Consider the following 20,480-nt stretch of genomic DNA (forward strand, 5'->3'; position numbering starts at 1 on the left):
CATCCCGAAAGGGCACCTCCCATGGAGCAGTTCGAGCCCGACCGCCTCTCGGCGGCGCAACTCGCCGCCATGCGGCGCAGCCTCACCAGCGGGCGCGGCGCCCTCACCCGCCGCTCCGTGCTGCGCGCCTCCGGAGTCGGAGCGCTCACCCTCGGCGGCCTGTCCGCGCTGGCCGGCTGCGGCATCCCGCCGGCCAAGCGCGCGGAGGGGAACGCCGCGGCCTCCGACGACCATTCGGCACAGGAGAAGGAGATCAACTTCTCCAACTGGACCGAGTACATGGACACCAGCGAGGACGAGAAGTCCCGTCCCACGCTGGAGGAGTTCACCAAGCGGACCGGCATCAAGGTCAAGTACACCGAGGACATCAACGACAACGTCGAGTTCTTCGGCAAGATCAAGCCCCAGCTCGCGGCGGGCCAGGACACCGGCCGCGACCTGATCGTCGTCACCGACTGGCTCGCTTCGCGCATCATCCGGCTCGGCTGGGCCCAGAAGCTGGACCCCTCCCGGCTGCCGCACGCCTACGCCAACCTGATCCCGCAGTTCCGCAGCCCCGACTGGGACCCGGGCCGCGCGTACAGCTACCCCTGGACCGGCATCAACACCGTCATCGCCTACAACACCAAGGCGACCGGCGGGAAGAAGGTCGACTCGGTCACGCAGATGCTCGACGACCCCTCCCTCAAGGGCCGCGTCGGCTTCCTCACCGAGATGCGCGACAGCGTCGGCATGACCCTGCTCGACCAGGGCAAGGACCCGGCGAAGTTCACCGACGCCGACTACGACGCGGCGATCGGCCGGCTCCAGAAGGGTGTGGACAAGAAGCAGATCCGCCGCTTCACGGGCAACGACTACACGGCGGACCTCGACAAGGGCGACCTCGCGGCCTGCCTGGCCTGGGCCGGCGACGTCATCCAGCTCCAGGCCGGCAACCCGGACATCCAGTACGCGATCCCGGCGCCCGGCTACATCACCTCCAGCGACAACCTGCTGGTCCCCGTGAAGGCCCGGCACAAGGCCAACGCCGAGCGGCTCATCGACTACTACTACGAGCCCCCGGTCGCGGCCCAGCTCGCCGCGTACATCAGCTACGTCTGCCCCGTCGAGGGCGTCAAGGACGAGCTGGCCAAGATCGACCCGGAGCTCGCGGACAACGTCCTGATCGTCCCCGACAAGGCGATGGCCGCCAAGTCGCACGCCTTCCGCTCCCTCACCAGCGAGGAAGAGACGGCGTACGAGGAGAAGTTCGCCAAGCTCATCGGAGCCTGACGGGTCCCGCCGCGTCCCCCGCCGGCGATGACACCCGTACCGGCACCTGCCCCTTCCACGACACACCACCGAAGGCCCAGGCCCATGACTGACAAGACCGAAGGCGGCGACGTCCGCCTCGCCGGGATCAGCAAGCACTACGGATCCTTCACCGCCGTGCACCCGCTGGATCTCACCATCCCCCAGGGCTCCTTCTTCGCCCTGCTCGGCGCCTCGGGCTGCGGGAAGACCACCACCCTGCGCATGATCGCCGGCCTGGAGGAGCCCTCCACCGGCACCGTCAGCCTCGGCGACCGCGAGGTCACGCACCTGCCGCCGTACAAGCGCCCGGTCAACACCGTCTTCCAGAGCTACGCCCTCTTCCCGCACCTCGACGTCTCGGAGAACATCGCCTTCGGGCTGCGCCGCCGCGGCATCAAGTCGGTCAAGAAGCAGGTCGACGACATGCTGGACCTCGTCCAGCTCGGCCAGTTCGCCCTGCGCAAGCCGCACCAGCTCTCCGGCGGCCAGCAGCAGCGCGTCGCCGTCGCCCGCGCGCTCATCAACCACCCACAGGTGCTGCTCCTCGACGAGCCGCTCGGTGCCCTCGACCTCAAGCTGCGCCGTCAGATGCAGCTGGAGCTCAAGCGCATCCAGACCGAGGTCGGCATCACCTTCGTGCACGTCACGCACGACCAGGAGGAAGCCATGACCATGGCCGACACGGTCGCCGTGATGAACGGCGGCCGCGTCGAACAGCTCGGCGCCCCCGCCGAGCTCTACGAGAACCCGAAGACGACCTTCGTGGCGAACTTCCTCGGCACCTCCAACCTGATCGAGGCCGAGGTCCTGGAAGCCGGCGCGTCCGACGTCGTCGTCTCCTCGGCCGGTACGAAGCTGCGCGTCCCGGCGTCGCGATGTTCGACCACACCCCGCGCCGGCGGCAAGCTGCTGGTCGGGGTGCGCCCGGAGAAGATCTCCCTGGTCCACGCGGACGCGGCGGACACCGTCGAGGCCGGCCGCAACAAGATCGCCGGCAAGATCGCGGCCACCTCCTTCATCGGAGTCTCCACCCAGTTCGTCATCGACAGCCCGGTCTGCCCGGAGCTGGAGGTGTACGTGCAGAACATCGAGCGCGACGCCCGCCTCGTCCCCGGCGCCGACGTGATACTGCACTGGAACCCGGACCACACCTTCGGGCTGGACGCCGCTCAGGACATCGACGCCGGCATCGAGACGGTCGAGGAGAGCGCGTGAGCGCCCCCGCGACCCTGCCCGAGGTCGCCGTCTCGGCCGAGCCCCCGGTGCACAAGCCGTCCCTGAAGAAGCGCCTGGTCCCGTACTGGCTGCTGCTCCCGGGCATCCTGTGGCTGCTCGTCTTCTTCGTGCTGCCGATGGTCTACCAGGCCTCGACCTCGGTGCAGACCGGCTCCCTCGAAGAGGGCTACGAGGTCACCTGGCACTTCCAGACGTACTGGGACGCCTTCACCGAGTACTACCCGCAGTTCCTGCGCTCCCTGCTCTACGCCGGCACCGCGACCGCGCTGTGCCTGCTGCTGGGCTATCCGCTGGCCTACCTGATCGCCTTCAAGGCGGGCCGCTGGCGCAACCTGCTCCTGGTGCTGGTCATCGCCCCGTTCTTCACCAGCTTCCTGATCCGCACCCTCGCCTGGAAGACGATCCTGGCCGACGGCGGTCCGGTGGTCGGCGTCCTCAACACCGTCGGCTTCCTGGACGTCACCAGCTGGCTCGGAATGACCGAGGGCGACCGCGTCCTCGCCACGCCGCTCGCGGTCGTCTGCGGTCTGACGTACAACTTCCTCCCCTTCATGATCCTTCCGCTCTACACCTCGCTGGAGCGCATCGACACCCGCCTCCACGAGGCGGCCGGGGACCTGTACGCCCGTCCCGCCACGGTCTTCCGCAAGGTGACCTTCCCGCTGTCCATGCCGGGCGTGGTCTCCGGGACCCTGCTCACCTTCATCCCGGCGAGCGGCGACTACGTCAACGCCGAACTGCTCGGCTCCACGGACACCCGCATGATCGGCAACGTCATCCAGTCGCAGTACCTGCGCATCCTCGACTATCCGACGGCGGCCGCGCTGTCCTTCATCCTCATGGCCATCGTGCTCGTCATGGTCACCATCTACATCCGCCGAGCGGGGACGGAGGACCTGGTCTGATGAAGAGCGCCACCACCTGGCTGCGCCGCAATCTCGTCGTGATCGCGGGGCTCGGCACGCTCGCGTACCTGATCCTGCCGAACGTCGTCGTCACGGCCTTCTCCTTCAACAACCCCACCGGGCGGTTCAACTACGCCTGGCAGGAGTTCTCCCTCGACGCGTGGAAGGACCCCTGCGGGGTCGCCGACATGTGCGGGTCCCTGTCCCTGTCGCTGCAGATCGCCCTGTGGGCCACCATCGGGGCGACGGTGCTGGGCACCGCGATCGCCTTCGCGATGGTCCGCTACCGCTTCCGCGGGCGCGGCGCGGTCAACTCGCTGATCTTCCTGCCGATGGCCATGCCCGAGATCGTGATGGCGGCCTCGCTGCTCGCCCTCTTCCTCAACATGGGCATCCAGCTCGGCTTCTGGACGATCCTGATCGCCCACGTCATGTTCTGCCTCAGCTTCGTCGTCGCCGCCGTGAAGGCCCGGGTGCTCTCCATGGACCCCCGCCTGGAGGAAGCGGCCCGCGATCTCTACGCCGGACCCGTGCAGACCTTCCTGCGCGTCACCTTGCCGATCGCGGCCCCCGGTATCGCGGCGGGTGCGCTGCTCTCCTTCGCCCTCTCCTTCGACGACTTCATCATCACCAACTTCAACTCGGGCAACACCGTCACCTTCCCCATGTTCGTGTGGGGATCGGCCCAGCGCGGTACGCCTGTACAGATCAACGTCATCGGCACGGCGATGTTCGTCATCGCGGTCCTGGTGGTGCTGGGCGGCCAGATGGTCGCCAACCGCCGCAAGAAAGCACAGCCCAAGTAACACCTGTAGGGAGTTGGAAGACATGGCCCCAGACGCCATGCGCACCGCTGCACGATCTCTTTCCGAAGCGAAGCCGGTCTCGTACTGGCTGGACGACCCCGGCAAGCCCGCCGCCGAGCCCGCCCTCACCGGGGACGAGCACTGCGACCTGCTCGTCATCGGCGGCGGCTACAGCGGCCTGTGGACCGCGCTGCTCGCCAAGGAGCGCGACCCCGCCCGGGACGTCGTACTGATCGAGGGCCACGAGGCGGGCTGGGCCGCCTCGGGCCGCAACGGCGGCTTCTGCGCCGCCTCCCTCACCCACGGCCTCGCCAACGGGATGGCCCGCTGGCCGGACGAGCTCGCCACGCTGGAAGACCTCGGTGCCCGCAACCTCGACGCCATCGAGGAGGCGGTCGCCCGCTACGGCATCGACTGCGACTTCGAGCGCAGCGGAGAGATCGACGTGGCCACCGAGCCGCACCAGGTCGCGGAGCTCCGCGAGTTCCACGCGGAGGCCGAGCGGCTCGGCCTCGCCGGCCGCTCCGAATGGCTGGATGCGGACGCCGTACGGGCCGAGGTCGACTCCCCGACCTTCCTCGGCGGGATCTGGGACCGCGACGGCGTCGCCATGCTCAACCCGGCGAAGCTCGCCTGGGGCCTGAAGCGGGCCTGCCTGGAGCTGGGCGTACGGATCTACGAGAACACGCGCGGGCTGGACCTGACCGGCTCGGGAGCCGGGATGGCCGTGCGCACCCCGTACGGGCGGATCTTCGCCCGCCGGGTCGCGCTGGGCACCAACATCTTCCCGTCGCTGGTCAAGCGGGTGCGCCCGCTGACCGTCCCGGTCTACGACTACGCGCTGATGACCGAGCAGCTCTCCGAGGAGCAGCTCGCCTCGATCGGCTGGAAGAACCGGCAGGGACTCGGCGACAGCGCCAACCAGTTCCACTACTTCCGGATCACCCCCGACCGGCGGATCCTGTGGGGCGGCTACGACGCGATCTACCCGTACGGCGGCAAGCTCGACGCCGAGCACGACCACCGGCCCGAGACGTACCTCAAGCTCGCCGAGCACTTCTTCACCTGCTTCCCGCAGCTGGAAGGGGTGAAATTCAGCCACGCCTGGGGCGGGGCGATCGACACCTGCTCGCGCTTCTCGGCCTTCTTCGGCACCGCGCACGCGGGCAAGGTGGCCTACGCGGCCGGGTACACCGGGCTCGGCGTCGGGGCCACCCGCTTCGGCGCCGACGTGATGCTCGACCTCCTGGCGGGGGAGAAGACCGAGCGCACGGAGCTGGAGATGGTCCGCTCCAAGCCGATGCCCTTCCCGCCGGAGCCCTTCGCGTGGACCGGCATCACGATGACGAAGTGGTCGCTGGCCCGGGCGGACCGGCTGGGCGGGCACCGCAACCTGTGGCTGAAGACGCTGGACCGCCTCGGTCTCGGCTTCGACAGCTGAGGCTCGACGGCGGCGCACCGGTGCGCTGATCGGGTAAGCGACCTCCGCGCGCCCCGGGCGCACATCGCCCCGGGTGGTGTGACCTGCTTCACTACCATGGAGTAACGAAACCCGCGTCATACCTGCGCCCGGCCCCGCTCTCTCCTGTGAGAACGCTTCACCTCATCACAGAGAGCGGAGGCCGGGCGATGACGATCCCGGGCGAGAAAACGGCAGTGGAATGGCTGGTCTCGGTGGCGCCCGATCCGGACGCCTGCCGGCGGGAGTGGGAGCGCAACCCCCTCGGGGTCGCCCTGCTGCCCGCCGGCCGCCGGTGGGACGTGCTGATCCTGCCGGGGGAGCTGGGGCACACCACCCTCGAAGTGCTGGACGCGCTGCTGGAACGGCCCGGCCCGGTGCTCGCCGATTTCGGCGACTCCAGGCTGGGCTTTTTCGTGCCCGCGGGCACGGCGTCCCGCTGGGTCGGGACGGGCGTACGGGGAGCCGGCCGGGGGACCTGGATCGTGGTCCCGTACCCCGGCCGGGCCACGGGCGGGGTCCGCTGGCTCGTGGTCCCGGACGGGCAGGGCACGCTCACCGATCCGGCGGTACTGGAGCTCGCGATGCACGAGGCGGCGGCGCGCGCCGTGGGGCGGGGAGGCGGGAAGTCTTGACAAGAACATTGGTCTGGACCATCTTGGGCGCCGCTGCGCCTTCCCCCACCGCTTCCCCGCGCGCGGCCAGGCTCCATCCCCCCACGTACCGGAGGCAGTTGTGCGCCCCACCCGTCCTGCTCGCCCCACCCGCGCCGCCAGACCCACCGTCATACGCTCCGTTCTGTCCCTCCTTACCGCCGCCGCCCTCGCGGCGGCCGGCCTCCTCGCCACCGGTCAGCCCGCCGCGGCCGCCGACGCCGACCTCATCCGCAACGGCGGCTTCGAAGCCGGCCTCGCCGGCTGGAGCTGCACGGCCGGCAGCGGAACCGTCGTCAGCACCCCGGTCCGCGGCGGCACTTCGGCCCTCAAGGGCACGCCGGCCGGGCAGGACAACGCCCGCTGCTCCCAGACCGTCACCGTCAAGCCCGACTCCGCGTACACCCTGAGCGCCTGGGTGCAGGGTGCGTACGTCTACCTCGGCGCGACCGGCACCGGGACCACGGACCCGCAGACCTGGACGCAGACACCGGGTGCCTGGAAGCAGCTGAGCACGAGCTTCCGTACCGGCGCGAGCACCACCTCGGTGACCGTGTACACGCAGGGCTGGTACGGCCAGCCGCCGCAGTTCACCGACGACGTGACCCTCGTCGGCCCCGACCCCGGCGGCTCCGGACCCGGTGACCCGCAGGCCCCGGCGACCCCCGCCGGACTCACCGCGTCGGCCTCCTCCGCCACCACCGTCGGCCTCTCCTGGTCGGCCGCGACCGGGGCCACCTCGTACAAGGTCTACCGGGACGGCGCGAACCCGACCACGGTCAGCGGCACTTCGGCGACGGTCACCGGCCTCACCGCCTCCACGACCTACTCCTTCCAGGTCAGCGCCGTGAACGCGGCCGGCGAATCCCCCAGGAGCGCCGCCGTCCCCGTGACCACGCCCGGCGGCGGCGACCCCGGCAACCCGGGCCTGCCCGCCCACGCCCTGGTCGGCTACCTGCACGCCAGCTTCGCCAACGGCTCCGGCTACGTCCGGATGGCCGACGTGCCCGCCTCGTGGGACGTCATCAACCTGGCCTTCGGCGAACCGACCTCGGTCACCTCCGGCGACATCCGCTTCCAGCTCTGCCCCGTCAGCGAGTGCCCGACCGTCGAATCGGCCGCGGAGTTCAAGGCCGCCATCAAGGCCAAGCAGGCCGCGGGCAAGAAGGTCCTGATCTCCATCGGCGGCCAGAACGGCCAGGTCCAGCTGGGCACCACGGCGGCCCGCGACACCTTCGTCTCCTCGGTCGGCAAGATCATCGACGAGTACGGGCTCAACGGCCTCGACATCGACTTCGAGGGCCACTCCCTCTCCCTCGCCACGGGCGACACCGACTTCCGCGCCCCCACCACCCCGGTGATCGTCAACCTGATCTCGGCCGTGAAGACCCTGAAGGCCAAGTACGGCCCGGACTTCATCCTGACGATGGCCCCCGAGACCTTCTTCGTCCAGCTCGGCTACCAGTACTACGGATCCGGCCCCTGGGGCGGCCAGGACCCGCGCGCCGGCGCCTACCTCCCCGTCATCCACGCCCTGCGCGACGACCTCACCCTGCTCCACGTCCAGGACTACAACTCGGGCTCGATCATGGGCCTCGACAACCAGTACCACTCCATGGGCGGAGCCGACTTCCACATCGCCATGACGGACATGCTGCTCACCGGCTTCCCCGTCGCCGGCAACACCGCCCGCGTCTTCCCGCCGCTGCGCGCGGACCAGGTCGCCATCGGCCTGCCGGCCACGACCAACGCGGGCAACGGCCACACCTCCCCGGCGGAGGTCAACAAGGCGCTGGACTGCCTGACCAAGAAGACGAACTGTGGTTCGTACCAGACCCACGGCACCTGGCCCGCCCTGCGCGGCCTGATGACCTGGTCCATCAACTGGGACCGCTTCGGCAGCTGGGAGTTCTCGAAGAACTTCGACGCCTACTTCGGCGGCTGACCGACCGACTCGGACGCGGCAGGGCCGGGGCGCGCACGCCCCGGCCCTGCCGCGCTTCGCACCGCGAGCAGCAGCGGCGTGCACATCAGGAGGCTGGCCAGGACGTCCAGGGGCCAGTGATAGCCGCGCAGGATCAGTCCCGCCGCCGTCAGGGCGGTGAGGGCGGCCGCGAGGGGGAGGGGCCATCGGCCCCGGGCGTACGGGCGCACGAGCAGGGCCGCGCCCGCGTAGGCCACGTACGCGGTGGCCGTGTGGCCCGAGGGGTAGTAGCCGGAGGCCCAGGGCTCCAGGGGGCCCGGCCGGCCGGTCCACTCCTTCAGCGGGACGACCAGGGCGGGCACCAGGGCCATGGCCAGCGCCGCGGCCGCCGCGCCCCGGCGGTTGCCGCGCCGGGCGGCGTAGAGGACCGCGAGGAGCAGGACGGGGAGCGCGACCGGGACGTTGCCGAGGTCGGAGAGGCGCTGGGTGACCGCGTCGGGGACGGTGCGCACGAGCGCCCGGCTGAGGCCGGCGTCCGGGACCAGCAGCGGCCCTGACACGAGGACCTGCCAGGTGGTCAGGGCGAAGAGCGTGACGCAGAGTGCGGAGACCGCACGACGCGCGGAGCGCGCCGAGCGCGCGGAGATCGCGGAGATCGAGGAGGCCGCGGAGCGGAGAGTGGCCGGCCGCCCCGGAACAGGGGGGGTGGTTCCGGGGCGGCCGCCCGGATCGGATCGCCGAGCGCCCCGGGGGGTTTGGGGCGTACGGTCGTCCGATCGCTGAGGAGTGTGCGCGAACGCATGCCCAGTGCGGCGCTGGGGAAGCCCGGTACTGGTGTCGCTTCCGGTTTCCCGGGAGCGGGGTGTCTCACTCATCTGCAGAAACCGTACGGCAGCGGAAGGGGGACCGACAGCGGGAAAACGCTCCCGCCATCGGCCCCCCACACCTTCTTCACAGCGTCCGACCGTTACCCGCGGTAGTGATCGCTTGGTGATCGAGGATCACGCCTCCGCGTTCTACCGACTGTGTCAGACGTTCGATCAGAGAGCCGCGAACGCGGCCTCGATGACGTCCAGACCCTCGTTCAGCAGGTCGTCGCCGATGACGAGCGGCGGCAGGAAGCGGAGCACGTTGCCGTAGGTGCCGCAGGTGAGGACGAGCACGCCCTCGGCGTGGCAGGCCTTGGCGAGCGCGCCGGCCGCCTCCGGGTTCGGGGTCTTGGACGCGACGTTTTCAGGAGTGTCGGTCTTGATGAGCTCGATCGCGATCATGGCGCCGCGGCCGCGGATGTCGCCGACGATGTCGTACTTCTCCTGGATGGCCGTCAGGCGGGCCTTCATGATGGACTCGATCTTCTTCGCCGCGGCGTTGAGGTCGAGCTCCTTCATGGTCTCGATGGAACCGAGGGCGCCGGCGCAGGCCACCGGGTTGCCGCCGTAGGTGCCGCCCAGGCCGCCGCCGTGCACGGAGTCCATCATCTCGGCGCGGCCGGTCACCGCGGCGAGCGGCAGGCCGCCCGCGATGCCCTTGGCGGTCGTGATGAGGTCGGGGACGATGCCCTCGTCCTCGCACGCGAACCACTGGCCGGTGCGGCAGAAGCCGGACTGGATCTCGTCGGCGACGAAGACGATGCCGTTGTCGTTGGCGAACTTCACGATCGCCGGGAGGAAGCCCTTGGCCGGCTCGATGAAGCCGCCCTCGCCGAGGACCGGCTCGATGATGATCGCGGCGACGTTCTCGGCGCCGATCTGCTTGACGATGTTGTCGATCGCCTGGGCGGCGGCCTCGGGGCCGCAGTTCTCGGCGCCGGTCGGCCAGCGGTAGCCGTAGGCGACCGGGACGCGGTAGACCTCGGGGGCGAACGGGCCGAAGCCCTGCTTGTACGGCATGTTCTTCGAGGTCAGGGCCATCGTGAGGTTCGTACGGCCGTGGTAGCCGTGGTCGAAGACGACGACGGCCTGGCGCTTGGTGTACGAACGGGCGATCTTGACGGCGTTCTCGACGGCCTCGGCGCCGGAGTTGAACAGTGCCGACTTCTTTGCGTGGTCACCCGGGGTGAGCTCGGCGAGGGCCTCGCAGACCTCCACGTAGCCCTCGTAGGGGGTGACCATGAAACAGGTGTGGGTGAAGTCGGCGAGCTGCGCGGCGGCGCGGCGCACGACGGCCTCGGCGGAGGCGCCGACCGAGGTCACGGCGATGCCGGAGCCGAAGTCGATCATGCGGTTGCCGTCGACGTCCTCGATGATGCCGCCGCCCGCGCGGGCCGTGAAGACGGGGAGCACGGAGCCCACGCCGCCGGCCACCGTCGACAGACGGCGGGCCTGCAGCTCCTGCGACTTGGGGCCGGGGATCGCGGTGACGATGCGGCGCTCCTGCGGGACAGCGGTCATAGGGGGCTCCTGGGGGGTGTTTTCGGACGCACTTGTGTCTTTGTCCGCAGGCTAGGCCCGGGAGGCGTGGTCCTGCATGCTCCGTTCGGGAGTGGTGCCCGCGTGTCCTTGTCCGTGACGGCCATAGGAAGGAATCCGCGGCATGTCCTGTGGATCATGACCGGGTACGGGCCGCGGGGCGTCGGCGGCCACTAGATTGAGCGCGCGGCGCGGTGCAGGGCAGCGCAGGGCAGTGCGGTAACGGGCAGGGGGCAGCGGTTACATGGACACCGACGGCACGCAGGGCGGGGAGCGGCGGACGCCGTTCGCCGCCGGGCACGTCCCGCGCCCGGCCGGGCCCCCGGGCCTCCAGGGCCTCCCGCCGAAGCCCGCCCACGCCCCGGCCCCGGGAACGGCCACCGGGGCGGTGCCGGGCCCGGCGGGAGACCGGGCGGCGGATCCGGCGGCAGGCCCGGCGGCAGGCCCTGTGGCGGGCCCCACCCTCGCCGACTGGCTGCGCGTCCCGCGCCCGGCCGCCGGCCCGGGCGTCTGGTCGTACGGGCACGTCCCCCGTGCCGCGCAGGAGCCCGAGGTCACCCCGACCCGCCAGCTGGTCAGCGGGGCGCTCATCTCCCTGCTGGCCGGGCTGCTGCTGTGGTCCCTCCTCTGGAACGGCTACCTCGGCGGCTTCTGGCTCTGGCCGCTCTACATGTTCACCCCCGACTCCTGGGCGGGGACGCTGCCCGCCGTCGTCGCCTCCTACATCTGGTACGCCATCGTCGCGGCGACCCTCACCATCGGATTCGGCCGTCTCGGCCGCTGGCCCGAGCTGGCCCGCCGGATCTTCGGCGGCCGCGCCGCGCGGGCCCAGGCCCCGCCGCCGCGGCCGGTGGAACCGGGCGGCCCCGACGACCCCGCGGCCTGGACCGAGGTGCGGGCCGCCGGGCTGGTGGAGGCGGCCGACCGGCTGGGGGCGGAGGTGCGGGCCGGGCGGATGAACGACGTGGACCACGTGCGGATCCGGCGTGCCTGGGAGACCGTGCGGGCCGACCCCTCGCGGACGCGGGCCTTCGCCGACGCCGTACGGGACAAGGGGGCCGGAGCCTGCGTGCACCCGTCGGGGGCGCGCGATCTGCCCGCCCGCGCCGCCCGGCACGATCTGCTCGCCCGGCAGGTGCTGCTCGGCACCGTCCAGGACGGCGAGCGCAACCCGTACGCCCGCCGCGGCAGCGGCCTCGCCCTCGACCCCACGGTCCTCGGCACCTCGCTGCTCGCCATCGGCCCCTCCGGCGCCGGCAAGACCTCCCTCCTGGTCCGCCCCGTCGTGGAGTCGCTGGCCCTGCAGGCGCTGGCCGGCCAGGCCGCCGTCGTCGTGGTCGCCTCCGCCGGAACCGCCCTCGGACCCGACGCGGGCTACGACGTCGTCGTCCGCGTCGGCGACCCCGACTCCGTCTACGACCTGGACCTCTACGGCGGCTCCACCGACCCCGACGAGGCCGCCATGCTCCTCGCGGAGGGGTTCGTGGGCGACCTGCCGGGGATCGACGTACGCCGCGCCGCCACCGCCCTCGCCCAGCTCCTCGGCCCGTTCCGGGCCGCGTACGGCCGCTTCCCCGCCGTGCCCGAACTGCGGGAGCTCGTCGACCGCGTGCCCGTGGCCCTCGCCGCCCTGCGCGAGGCCCTGGAGGCCACCGGGCAGCAGCGGATGCTCCGCGAGCTCGACGCGCGCGAACGCCAGCACGGCGCCCCCGCCGACCCGGGCCCGGCCCTCGCCGACCGGGTCGCGCTGCTGGACCGGCCCGCCTTCACGGGCTTCTTCGACACCACCGGCGCCGGGCGGCCGTTCTCCCTGCGGGCCCTGGAGCATCCGCTGCGGGTCCGCGTGGACCTTCCCGAGCGCGGGCACGCCGACGCCTCCCGGATGCTGGCCCGGCTGCTGCTCGCCCAGTTCAACGCCGCTGCCGCCGCCCGCACCGACCGCACGCTCTTCGCGCTCCTCGCCTTCGACGACGCCTCCCACACCCTCACCCCGGAAGCGGTGCGCGGCATCCAGCGGCTCCGTTCGGCCAACGCGGGCGTCCTGCTCACGCTGCGCACCCTGGACGACGTACCGGAGGCCCTGCGCACCCCGCTGCTCGGGGCCGTGGGCTGCCGGATGGCCTTCTCCGGGGTCACCACCTGGGACGGCAAGCGGTTCGCCGAGACCTGGGGCACCGAATGGGTGGAGACCCGCGACGTCACCCACCGGACGGTCTTCGCCGACCAGCCGCTCACCCGGGCCATCCACGCCTTCCGGAAGCTGGTCTCGGGAAAGGCGGTGACCACCGACGCCGTGACCGTGCGCCAAGTGGAGCGGGAACGCTGGTCGGCCTCCGACCTGGCGCACGTGGTGCCCCCCGGCCACGCCGTGCTCTCCCTCACCTCCGTCCGCGGCGAGCGCGCCGCCCCGCTGCTGGTGCGGCTCGGGGGACGAGGCTGAGGGGGACAGGGCGGAGGGGGCCATGGATGGGAGGGCCATGGATGGCAGGGCCGGGGCTGGGAGGGAGAGGCGACCGGAAGGAGCGAACCCGTACGGGATGGCAGAATCAAGGGAGCCGTTCGTACGACACGGCGAAATCCGCGGTGGTGGTCCACGGCGAGAATCCTCCATCGGCACCTCGCCGCCGAACCCCTCCTCTCCCTAAGGCGCCCCGGTACCCATGCCGCTCACCCTCGCCTCGCTCGTCCAGCACTCGGCGCTCAAACTCAGCGTCCGGGCCGGGGAGGGCCGTCTCGACACCCCCGTGCGCTGGGCCCACGTCAGTGAGCTCGCCGACCCCGTCCCGTACATGGAGGGCGGGGAGCTCCTCCTCATCACGGCGATGAAGCTGGACGCGGACGACCCCGAGGAGATGCGGCGCTACGTCCGCAGGCTCGCGGCGGCCGGGGTCGTCGGCATCGGCTTCGCCGTCGGCGTGAACTACGACGCCGTGCCCGAGGCGCTCGTGGAAGCCGCCACCGCCGAGGACCTGCCGCTGCTGGAGGTACCCCGGCGCACCCCGTTCCTCGCCATCAGCAAGGCGGTCTCCGCGGCACTCGCCGCCGACCAGTACCGGGCCGTGACCGCAGGCTTCGAGGCGCAGCGCGAGCTGACCCGCGCCGCGCTGTCCGCCGACGGGCCCGCCGAACTGCTGACGAAGCTGGCGGCGCACGTGCACGGCTGGGCCGCGCTCTACGACACCTCGGGCGCCGTCGTCGCGGCCGCGCCCGACTGGGCCGCGCGCCGGGCCGCCCGGCTCACCCCCGACGTGGAACGGCTGCGGGAGCGGCCGGCGCCGGCCAGCGCCGTGGTGGGCGGCTCCGAGGACCGCGTCGAACTCCAGTCGCTGGGCACCGGGCGGCGGGCCCGCGGAGCCCTCGCGGTCGGCACCGGGGCCCCGCTCGGCACGGCGGAGCGGTACGCCGTCCACTCCGCGGTGGCCCTGCTGACCCTCACCACGGAACGGTCCCGCTCCTTGCACGACGCGGAGTCCCGGCTCGGCGCCGCCGTGCTGCGCATGCTGCTGGCCGGCCAGGCGGAGCACGCCCAGGCCGTCGCCGGGGACCTGTACGGGGCCTTGCTCGACGCACCCTTCCGGATCCTCGTGGCGGAACCCGCCCTGGCGGGCACGGCCCAGCCGGAGGGCCTGGCGCTGCTGGCCGACGCCGTGGAATCGGCGGCGGCGCGCACGGGGGAGAGCCTGCTGGTGGTGCCGGAGCCCGGGCGGCTCGTGGTCCTGGCGGCCGACGGGGGCTCGGCGGTCCAGGCGTGCGCGGAACACGCGGAGGTCCTGGAATCCCGGCGCGGCCGGGAGTCGGCCGAACCGGAGCCGGACGAGCTGGTCCTCGGCCTGTCGGCGCCCGCGGTGGCCTCCGGCGTGGCGGCGGCCTTCAAACAGGCCGACCAAGCCTTGGCCGTGGCCCGGCGGCGCGGCCGCCCCATGGTCGAACACGAGGACCTGGCGGCGGGCTCGGTCCTCCCGCTGCTCGCCGACGACGCGGTACGGGCCTTCGCGGACGGCACGCTGCGGGCGCTGCGCGAGCACGACGAGAAGGGCCGGGGCGACCTGGTGGCCTCCCTCCAGGCCTGGCTCTCCCGCCACGGCCAGTGGGACGCGGCCGCCGCCGACCTGGGCGTCCACCGCCACACCCTGCGCTACCGCATGCGGCGGGTCGAGGAGATCCTCGGCCGCTCCCTGGACGACCCGGACGTCCGCATGGAGCTCTGGCTCGCTCTGAAGGCGACCACACCTTCCTGACGCGCCGGACTCCGTCCGTCGGTGGCTGGGCCGGGTGCCCGCCACTGCCGTCCCGGCGTGGGGCCCGGGGGGCGGGTGCGGGTGGGTCGGCCCTGCGGGGCTGGATCCCCTACCCGCCCTTCCACCGTTCCCCGGGCTGCGCCCGGACCCGGTCCTCAAACGCCGGAGGGGCTGGATTCGGCCGGTGCGGGCTGGAAGGCGCGGAGCGCCATTTCAGCCTCGCCGGCGTTTGAGGCGCGGGGTCTGGGCGCAGCCCCAGGGGGCCGGGGCACAGCCCCGGGGAACGGGCGAAGGGCGGGTAGGGGACTTCGCCCCGCGCAGCGGGGGCCCGCGTGGCGCGGACGAGCCCGCCCGCCGCGCCCAGCAGGGCCGCCCGGTGCCCCGTACGCGCCCCCGGCGGGGCCCCGCACGGGCGGCGGCCGCCCCGACACTGACAAAGCGGCGCGCCGCGCCACGCACGTACTCCACCCCGGACAAACGCCGAATCCGCGGCGGAGTCCTACGGTGGAGGGGACAAGGACCCACCGCACACACTCCGAAGGGCCGGGATCAGCATGACTTCCACCCACGCCTTCTGGCTCGCCGGCCGCCAGGCCACGGGCGACGACAGCTTCGACGTCCACTCCCCGTGGGACGGCCGCCTCGTCGGTACCGTGAGCGTCCCGACCGACGCCCAGGTCGAAGAGGCCGTGGCCGCCGCCTACGCCGTGACGGCGGAGTTCTCCGCGACCCCGGCCCACGTACGCGCCGAGGCCCTGGCCCACGTCGCCCGCCGGCTCGCCGAGCGCACCGAGGAGATCGCGCTGCTGATCTCCGCCGAGAACGGCAAGCCGATCAAGTGGGCCCGCGGTGAGGTCGGCCGTGCGGTGTCCGTGTTCCGCTTCGCTTCCGAAGAGGCCCGCCGCTTCAACGGCGGAGAGGCCCAGCGCCTGGACACCGACGCCGGCGGCGTCGGCCGCCTGGCCCTGACCCGCCGCTTCGTCAAGGGTCCGGTCCTGGGCATCGCGCCCTTCAACTTCCCGCTGAACCTGTGCGCCCACAAGGTGGCCCCCGCCATCGCCGTCGGCGCGCCGATCATCCTGAAGCCGGCCCCGGCCACCCCGCTCTCCGGCCTGATCCTCGGCGAGCTGCTCGCCGAGACCGATCTGCCGGCCGGTTCCTGGTCCGTGCTCCCCGTCGCCAACGACAAGATGCCGGAGCTGGTCAAGGACGAGCGCCTGCCCGTCATCTCCTTCACCGGTTCCGACAAGGTCGGCTACGCCATCCAGCAGGCCGTGCCCCACAAGCACTGCACCCTGGAGCTCGGCGGCAACGCCGCGGCCGTGGTCCTGGAGGACTGGTCCTCGGAGGCCGACCTCGACTGGGCCGCGACCCGCATCGCGACCTTCTCGAACTACCAGGCCGGCCAGTCCTGCATCGGCGTGCAGCGCGTGATCGCCGACGCGACGGTCTACGACCGCCTGGTCGAGAAGGTCGTCGCCAAGGTCCGCGAGCAGGTCACCGGCGACCCGAACGACTCCGCCACCGACGTCGGCCCCCTCGTCTCCGAGGACGCCGCCAAGCGGGTCGAGTCCTGGGTCGACGAGGCCGTGGCCGCCGGAGCCAAGCTGCTCACGGGCGGCAAGCGCGAGGGTGCCTCGTACGAGCCCACCGTCGTCGCGGAGGTGCCCGCGGGCGTCACCCTCGCCACCGAGGAGGTCTTCGGACCGGTCCTCACCCTGCGCCGGGTCGAGAACACCGACGAGGCCTTCGCCGCCGTCAACGACTCGAAGTTCGGTCTGCAGGCCGGCGTCTTCACGCGGAACATCCAGACCGCGTTCCGTGCCCACCGCGAGCTGGAGGTCGGCGGCGTGATCGTCGGCGACGTCCCGTCCTACCGCGCCGACCAGATGCCGTACGGCGGCGTCAAGCAGTCCGGTGTGGGCCGCGAGGGCGTGCGCTACGCGATGGACGACTACACCTACGAGCGGGTCCTGGTCCTCAGCGGCCTCGACATCTGACCGAACTCGTACGGCCACCAAGCCGACGGCCGGAGCCTACTGTGCGGGGGCTCCGGCCGTCCCCCTTTTACCGCCGCTTCCCCGCCGCCCGAAACGGGTACGACTCACTGGTAGCACCCACCGGTAAGCACCCCCTCTCTCGGCGGCGAGGTGAGCCCCCTCATGTCCGCAACACAGCCCGGCGACAGCGAGACCCAGCCCGAACGGCCCGTACGGCCCAAGGTGACCGAGCGCGAGGCACGGCAGGTCGCGGAAGCGGCCCGGGAACAGAACTGGCAGCGGCCGAGCTTCGCCAAGGAGCTGTTCCTCGGACGGTTCCGGCTCGACCTGATCCACCCCCACCCGCTCCCCGCCGACGAGGACGTCCGGCGCGGAGAGGCCTTCCTGGCCCGGCTGCGGGAGTTCTGCGAGACCTCCGTCGACGGGGCGCGCATCGAGCGCGAGGCGAAGATCCCCGACGAGACCGTGCGCGGGCTCAAGGAGCTCGGCGCGCTGGGCATGAAGATCGACCCGAAGTACGGGGGTCTCGGTCTCACCCAGGTGTACTACAACAAGGCGCTCGCCCTCGTCGGCTCCGTCAGCCCGGCCATCGGCGCCCTGCTCTCCGCCCACCAGTCGATCGGCGTACCCCAGCCGCTGAAGATGTTCGGCACGCAGGAGCAGAAGGACGCCTACCTGCCGCGCTGCGCGACCACCGCCATCAGCGCCTTCCTCCTCACCGAGCCGGACGTCGGCTCCGACCCGGCACGTCTGGCCACCACGGCGGTCCCGGACGGGGAGGACGCGTACGTCCTGGACGGCGTGAAGCTCTGGACCACCAACGGGGTCGTCGCCGACCTGCTCGTCGTCATGGCGCGGGTCCCCAGGAGCGAGAACCACCGCGGCGGGATCACCGCCTTCGTCGTCGAGGCCGACTCTCCGGGCATCACCGTCGAGCACCGCAACGCCTTCATGGGCCTGCGCGGCCTGGAGAACGGCGTCACCCGCTTCCACCGGGTCAGGGTCCCCGCGGCCCAGCGCATCGGCGCCGAGGGTGCCGGGCTGAAGATCGCGCTGACCACGCTGAACACCGGCCGGCTGTCGCTGCCCGCGATGTGCGTGGGCGCGGGGAAGTGGTGCCTGAAGATCGCCCGCGAGTGGTCGGGCGTACGCGAGCAGTGGGGACGGCCGGTCGGCCTGCACGAGGCCGTCGGCGCCAAGATCTCCTTCATCGCGGCCACCACCTTCGCCCTGGAGGCCGTGGTCGACCTGGCCTCCCAGATGGCCGACGAGGACCGCAACGACATCCGCATCGAGGCCGCCCTCGCCAAGCTCTACGGCTCCGAGATGGCCTGCCTGATCGCCGACGAGCTGGTTCAGATCCGCGGCGGGCGCGGCTTCGAGACCGCCGAGTCCCTCGCCGCCCGCGGCGAGCGGGCCGTGCCGGCCGAGCAGATGCTCCGCGACCTGCGCATCAACCGGATCTTCGAGGGATCCACCGAGATCATGCACCTGCTGATCGCCCGCGAGGCCGTGGACGCCCACCTGTCGGTGGCCGGCGACCTCATCGACCCGGAGAAGGCACTGGGCGACAAGGCGAAGGCCGGCGCCCGCGCCGCCGGGTTCTACGCCCGCTGGCTCCCCCAACTCGCCACCGGGCCCGGCCAGGTCCCCGGCACCTACCGGGCCTTCCACCCGAACGGCCACCCCGACCTCGCCACCCATCTGCGCTACGTCGAACGCGGATCGCGCAAACTCGCCCGCTCGACCTTCTACGCCATGTCCCGCTGGCAGGGCCGGATGGAGACCAAGCAGGGGTTCCTCGGCCGGATCGTCGACATCGGCGCCGAGCTCTTCGCGATGAGCGCGGCCTGCGTGCGCGCCGAGCACCTGCGGACCTCCGGCGAGCACGGCCGAGAGGCCTACCAGCTGGCCGACGCCTTCTGCCGGCAGTCCCGGCTCCGCGTGGAGGAGCTCTTCGGGCGGCTCTGGGACAACACCGACGACCTGGACCGCAAGGTCGTCGCCGGGGTCCTGAACGGCACCTACACCTGGCTGGAGGAGGGCGTGCTCGACCCCTCCGGCGACGGCCCGTGGATCGCCGACGCCGCCCCCGGCCCCTCCACCCGCGAAAACGTCCACAGACCTCTGCGCTGACCTGCAATCATCGCCGGACGTCGGACGGACGTACGAGGATGAGTACGGGTACGAGCACGGGTACGCGTACGAGCACAGCGCGAGGCGGACGAGAACGATGCCCACGGCCGAGGAAGACCGCGCCAGCCGACGGCTGGCCTGGTGCGTGGCGCACCTCCTGCGCCACGCACCGGACCACGTCGTCACCGACATGATCGGCCGGCTCGACGAGCCCGCCTTCAAGTACCTGTGCCGGGACGAATGGCTGGCGGCCTCGACCGTCACCCTGCTGCTGCGCCACGGAGGCGCGGCCGACCGCACCTACGTGGCCCGCAACCCCCGCGTCGTGGGCCGGCCGCTGCCCGGCCTGCCCGGGCCCGCCCGGTACGCCCGCCGCAGGACCCCGGCCGAACTCCTCCCGGTGCTCCGCGCCGAACTGGGCCGGGACGCCGGCGAGGAGCCGCTCACCGCGGCCGAGCTCATCGGCCTGCTCCGCCGGCACGGCCGGCGCGGGCCGCGGGTCCCGCTGGACATCCTGGCGCTCCGCCACCGACCCGACCCGGAGCTGCTGCTCGCCGAACACCTCCGCCTGCCGCTGCCGGCCGGCTCCGTCGAAGCCCTGCTGCTCGTCGAGGACCTGCCCCGGGAGACCGTCCACGGGCTGCTCGCCACCGCGGCGCCGGACGAGCGCACCTGGTACCGGCCCGCCGTCCGCGCCGTGCGGATGGGCCGGGTCACGCACGAGGAGCTCGTCGCCCACGTGGCCCCCGCGCACCGCACCCTGCTCCTCACCGACCTGTCCGGGGCCCGCGGCCTGCGCTGGAGCCTGCCCGAGCGGACGGGGATGCGCACGGCCGCCGCCCGGGCGCTGCGCCCCCTGCGCGACGACCCCCGGCTTTGGGCGGAGCTGCTGCGCCACGCCCCCGCCTTCCCGGGCACCCTGCCGGTCCTGGTCGCACGGATCGTGCGCGGCACCCTGCCGGAGCCCGCCGGGGGACCACCGGTCCCCGGACTCGCGGAGGCGGTGCGCTCCGTGGCGCCCGGGTCCGCCGAGCCCGTCGCGGGCGTGGACCGCGAACTGGCCCTGGCGAGCCTGGCCGTGCCCATGGAGTCCGTCCAGGAGGACATCCGGTGGGTGCGCGACTGCCTCGCCCGCGGGCTGCTCACCGGCGAGGACGTGATCCGGCACAAGGCGCCCGCCTGCTGGGCCCTGGACGAGGACCACTGGCTGGGAGAGGTGGACCACCCCGACCGCCACGAACCGTCCGCCCCGGTGGTCGCCGCGCGGTCCGAGGCCGACCGGCTGTTCGCGCTGGCCCTCGGCTCCGATCCGGACGCCTGGTGGCGGGTGGCCCGTACCCTCCCGGACTTCGCCGGGACGCTCCCGCACCTTCTCCTTCGGGTCACGGATGGGGGCTCCGTGTCCGGGCGCCCCTGAGTTGC

The 20,480-nt window shown here is 72.4% G+C and carries 14 protein-coding genes; 12 read left to right on the forward strand and 2 right to left on the reverse strand.

Features of this window, described 5'->3' with window-relative positions; genetic code table 11:
• Nucleotides 1-21 precede the first annotated feature (21 nt).
• The 7 genes from OG247_RS30465 to OG247_RS30495 all read left to right on the forward strand — a co-directional run bounded on the left by OG247_RS30465 (nt 22) and on the right by OG247_RS30495 (nt 8,297).
• A complete protein-coding gene (locus tag OG247_RS30465; RefSeq protein ID WP_327255180.1) occupies nt 22-1,272 on the forward strand; it encodes a polyamine ABC transporter substrate-binding protein in 1,251 nt (416 codons plus the stop codon).
• Nucleotides 1,273-1,356: 84 nt separating this feature from the next.
• Entirely contained in the window at nt 1,357-2,508 is a 1,152-nt protein-coding gene (locus OG247_RS30470; RefSeq protein WP_327255181.1) for an ABC transporter ATP-binding protein, read from the forward strand.
• The gene (locus tag OG247_RS30475; RefSeq protein WP_327255182.1) at nt 2,505-3,434 is read left to right on the forward strand and encodes an ABC transporter permease; all 930 of its coding nucleotides are present in this window, start codon (nt 2,505-2,507) and stop codon (nt 3,432-3,434) included. Before OG247_RS30470 ends, OG247_RS30475 begins: the two co-directional genes overlap by 4 nt.
• Nucleotides 3,434-4,240 carry an ABC transporter permease gene (locus tag OG247_RS30480; protein ID WP_327255183.1) on the forward strand — a complete coding sequence of 269 codons (807 nt, stop codon included), beginning with the start codon at nt 3,434-3,436 and terminating at the stop codon, nt 4,238-4,240. Before OG247_RS30475 ends, OG247_RS30480 begins: the two co-directional genes overlap by 1 nt.
• Nucleotides 4,241-4,262: 22 nt before the next feature.
• Nucleotides 4,263-5,681, forward strand: a complete 1,419-nt coding sequence (locus OG247_RS30485) for an NAD(P)/FAD-dependent oxidoreductase (protein ID WP_327255184.1) — start codon at nt 4,263-4,265, stop codon at nt 5,679-5,681.
• Nucleotides 5,682-5,869: 188 nt separating this feature from the next.
• The gene (locus tag OG247_RS30490; RefSeq protein WP_327255185.1) at nt 5,870-6,334 is read left to right on the forward strand and encodes a hypothetical protein; all 465 of its coding nucleotides are present in this window, start codon (nt 5,870-5,872) and stop codon (nt 6,332-6,334) included.
• 151 nt (nt 6,335-6,485) lie between these two features.
• Nucleotides 6,486-8,297, forward strand: coding sequence for a chitinase (locus tag OG247_RS30495; RefSeq protein WP_442813669.1), 1,812 nt, complete (start codon nt 6,486-6,488; stop codon nt 8,295-8,297).
• On the opposite strand, the gene OG247_RS30500 is transcribed toward OG247_RS30495, so the two are convergent.
• Both OG247_RS30500 and gabT read right to left on the reverse strand, forming a co-directional pair.
• Entirely contained in the window at nt 8,282-8,836 is a 555-nt protein-coding gene (locus OG247_RS30500; protein ID WP_327255187.1) for a phosphatase PAP2 family protein, read from the reverse strand. The genes OG247_RS30495 and OG247_RS30500 overlap by 16 nt on opposite strands.
• A gap of 480 nt (nt 8,837-9,316) precedes the next feature.
• A complete protein-coding gene (gene gabT, locus OG247_RS30505) occupies nt 9,317-10,666 on the reverse strand; it encodes a 4-aminobutyrate--2-oxoglutarate transaminase (protein ID WP_327255188.1) in 1,350 nt (449 codons plus the stop codon).
• Nucleotides 10,667-10,928: 262 nt separating this feature from the next.
• On the opposite strand from gabT, the gene OG247_RS30510 reads away from it, so the two are divergent.
• The 5 genes from OG247_RS30510 to OG247_RS30530 all read left to right on the forward strand — a co-directional run bounded on the left by OG247_RS30510 (nt 10,929) and on the right by OG247_RS30530 (nt 20,475).
• Entirely contained in the window at nt 10,929-13,124 is a 2,196-nt protein-coding gene (locus tag OG247_RS30510) for an ATP-binding protein (protein WP_327255189.1), read from the forward strand.
• 220 nt (nt 13,125-13,344) lie between these two features.
• A complete protein-coding gene (locus OG247_RS30515) occupies nt 13,345-14,922 on the forward strand; it encodes a PucR family transcriptional regulator (RefSeq protein WP_327255190.1) in 1,578 nt (525 codons plus the stop codon).
• A gap of 554 nt (nt 14,923-15,476) precedes the next feature.
• Entirely contained in the window at nt 15,477-16,922 is a 1,446-nt protein-coding gene (locus OG247_RS30520) for an aldehyde dehydrogenase family protein (protein WP_327255191.1), read from the forward strand.
• A 162-nt stretch (nt 16,923-17,084) separates the two neighbouring features.
• Complete coding sequence (locus tag OG247_RS30525; protein WP_327255192.1) at nt 17,085-19,058, forward strand: acyl-CoA dehydrogenase family protein; 1,974 nt, start codon at nt 17,085-17,087, stop codon at nt 19,056-19,058.
• Between the two features lie 97 nt (nt 19,059-19,155).
• The gene (locus OG247_RS30530) at nt 19,156-20,475 is read left to right on the forward strand and encodes a hypothetical protein (protein WP_327255193.1); all 1,320 of its coding nucleotides are present in this window, start codon (nt 19,156-19,158) and stop codon (nt 20,473-20,475) included.
• Nucleotides 20,476-20,480 lie beyond the last annotated feature (5 nt).

Origin of the sequence: Streptomyces sp. NBC_01244 (assembly GCF_035987325.1) — a bacterium.
Taxonomy (GTDB): Bacteria; Actinomycetota; Actinomycetes; order Streptomycetales; family Streptomycetaceae; genus Streptomyces.

Coding starts and splice junctions, on each gene's coding strand:
- OG247_RS30465 (WP_327255180.1), top strand. CDS start 22: ATGGAGCAGTTCGAGCCCGACCGCCTCTCGGCGGCGCAACTCGCCGCC.
- OG247_RS30470 (WP_327255181.1), top strand. CDS start 1,357: ATGACTGACAAGACCGAAGGCGGCGACGTCCGCCTCGCCGGGATCAGC.
- OG247_RS30480 (WP_327255183.1), top strand. CDS start 3,434: ATGAAGAGCGCCACCACCTGGCTGCGCCGCAATCTCGTCGTGATCGCG.
- OG247_RS30485 (WP_327255184.1), top strand. CDS start 4,263: ATGGCCCCAGACGCCATGCGCACCGCTGCACGATCTCTTTCCGAAGCG.
- OG247_RS30490 (WP_327255185.1), top strand. CDS start 5,870: ATGACGATCCCGGGCGAGAAAACGGCAGTGGAATGGCTGGTCTCGGTG.
- gabT (WP_327255188.1), bottom strand. CDS start 10,666: ATGACCGCTGTCCCGCAGGAGCGCCGCATCGTCACCGCGATCCCCGGC.
- OG247_RS30510 (WP_327255189.1), top strand. CDS start 10,929: ATGGACACCGACGGCACGCAGGGCGGGGAGCGGCGGACGCCGTTCGCC.
- OG247_RS30515 (WP_327255190.1), top strand. CDS start 13,345: ATGCCGCTCACCCTCGCCTCGCTCGTCCAGCACTCGGCGCTCAAACTC.
- OG247_RS30520 (WP_327255191.1), top strand. CDS start 15,477: ATGACTTCCACCCACGCCTTCTGGCTCGCCGGCCGCCAGGCCACGGGC.
- OG247_RS30525 (WP_327255192.1), top strand. CDS start 17,085: ATGTCCGCAACACAGCCCGGCGACAGCGAGACCCAGCCCGAACGGCCC.
- OG247_RS30530 (WP_327255193.1), top strand. CDS start 19,156: ATGCCCACGGCCGAGGAAGACCGCGCCAGCCGACGGCTGGCCTGGTGC.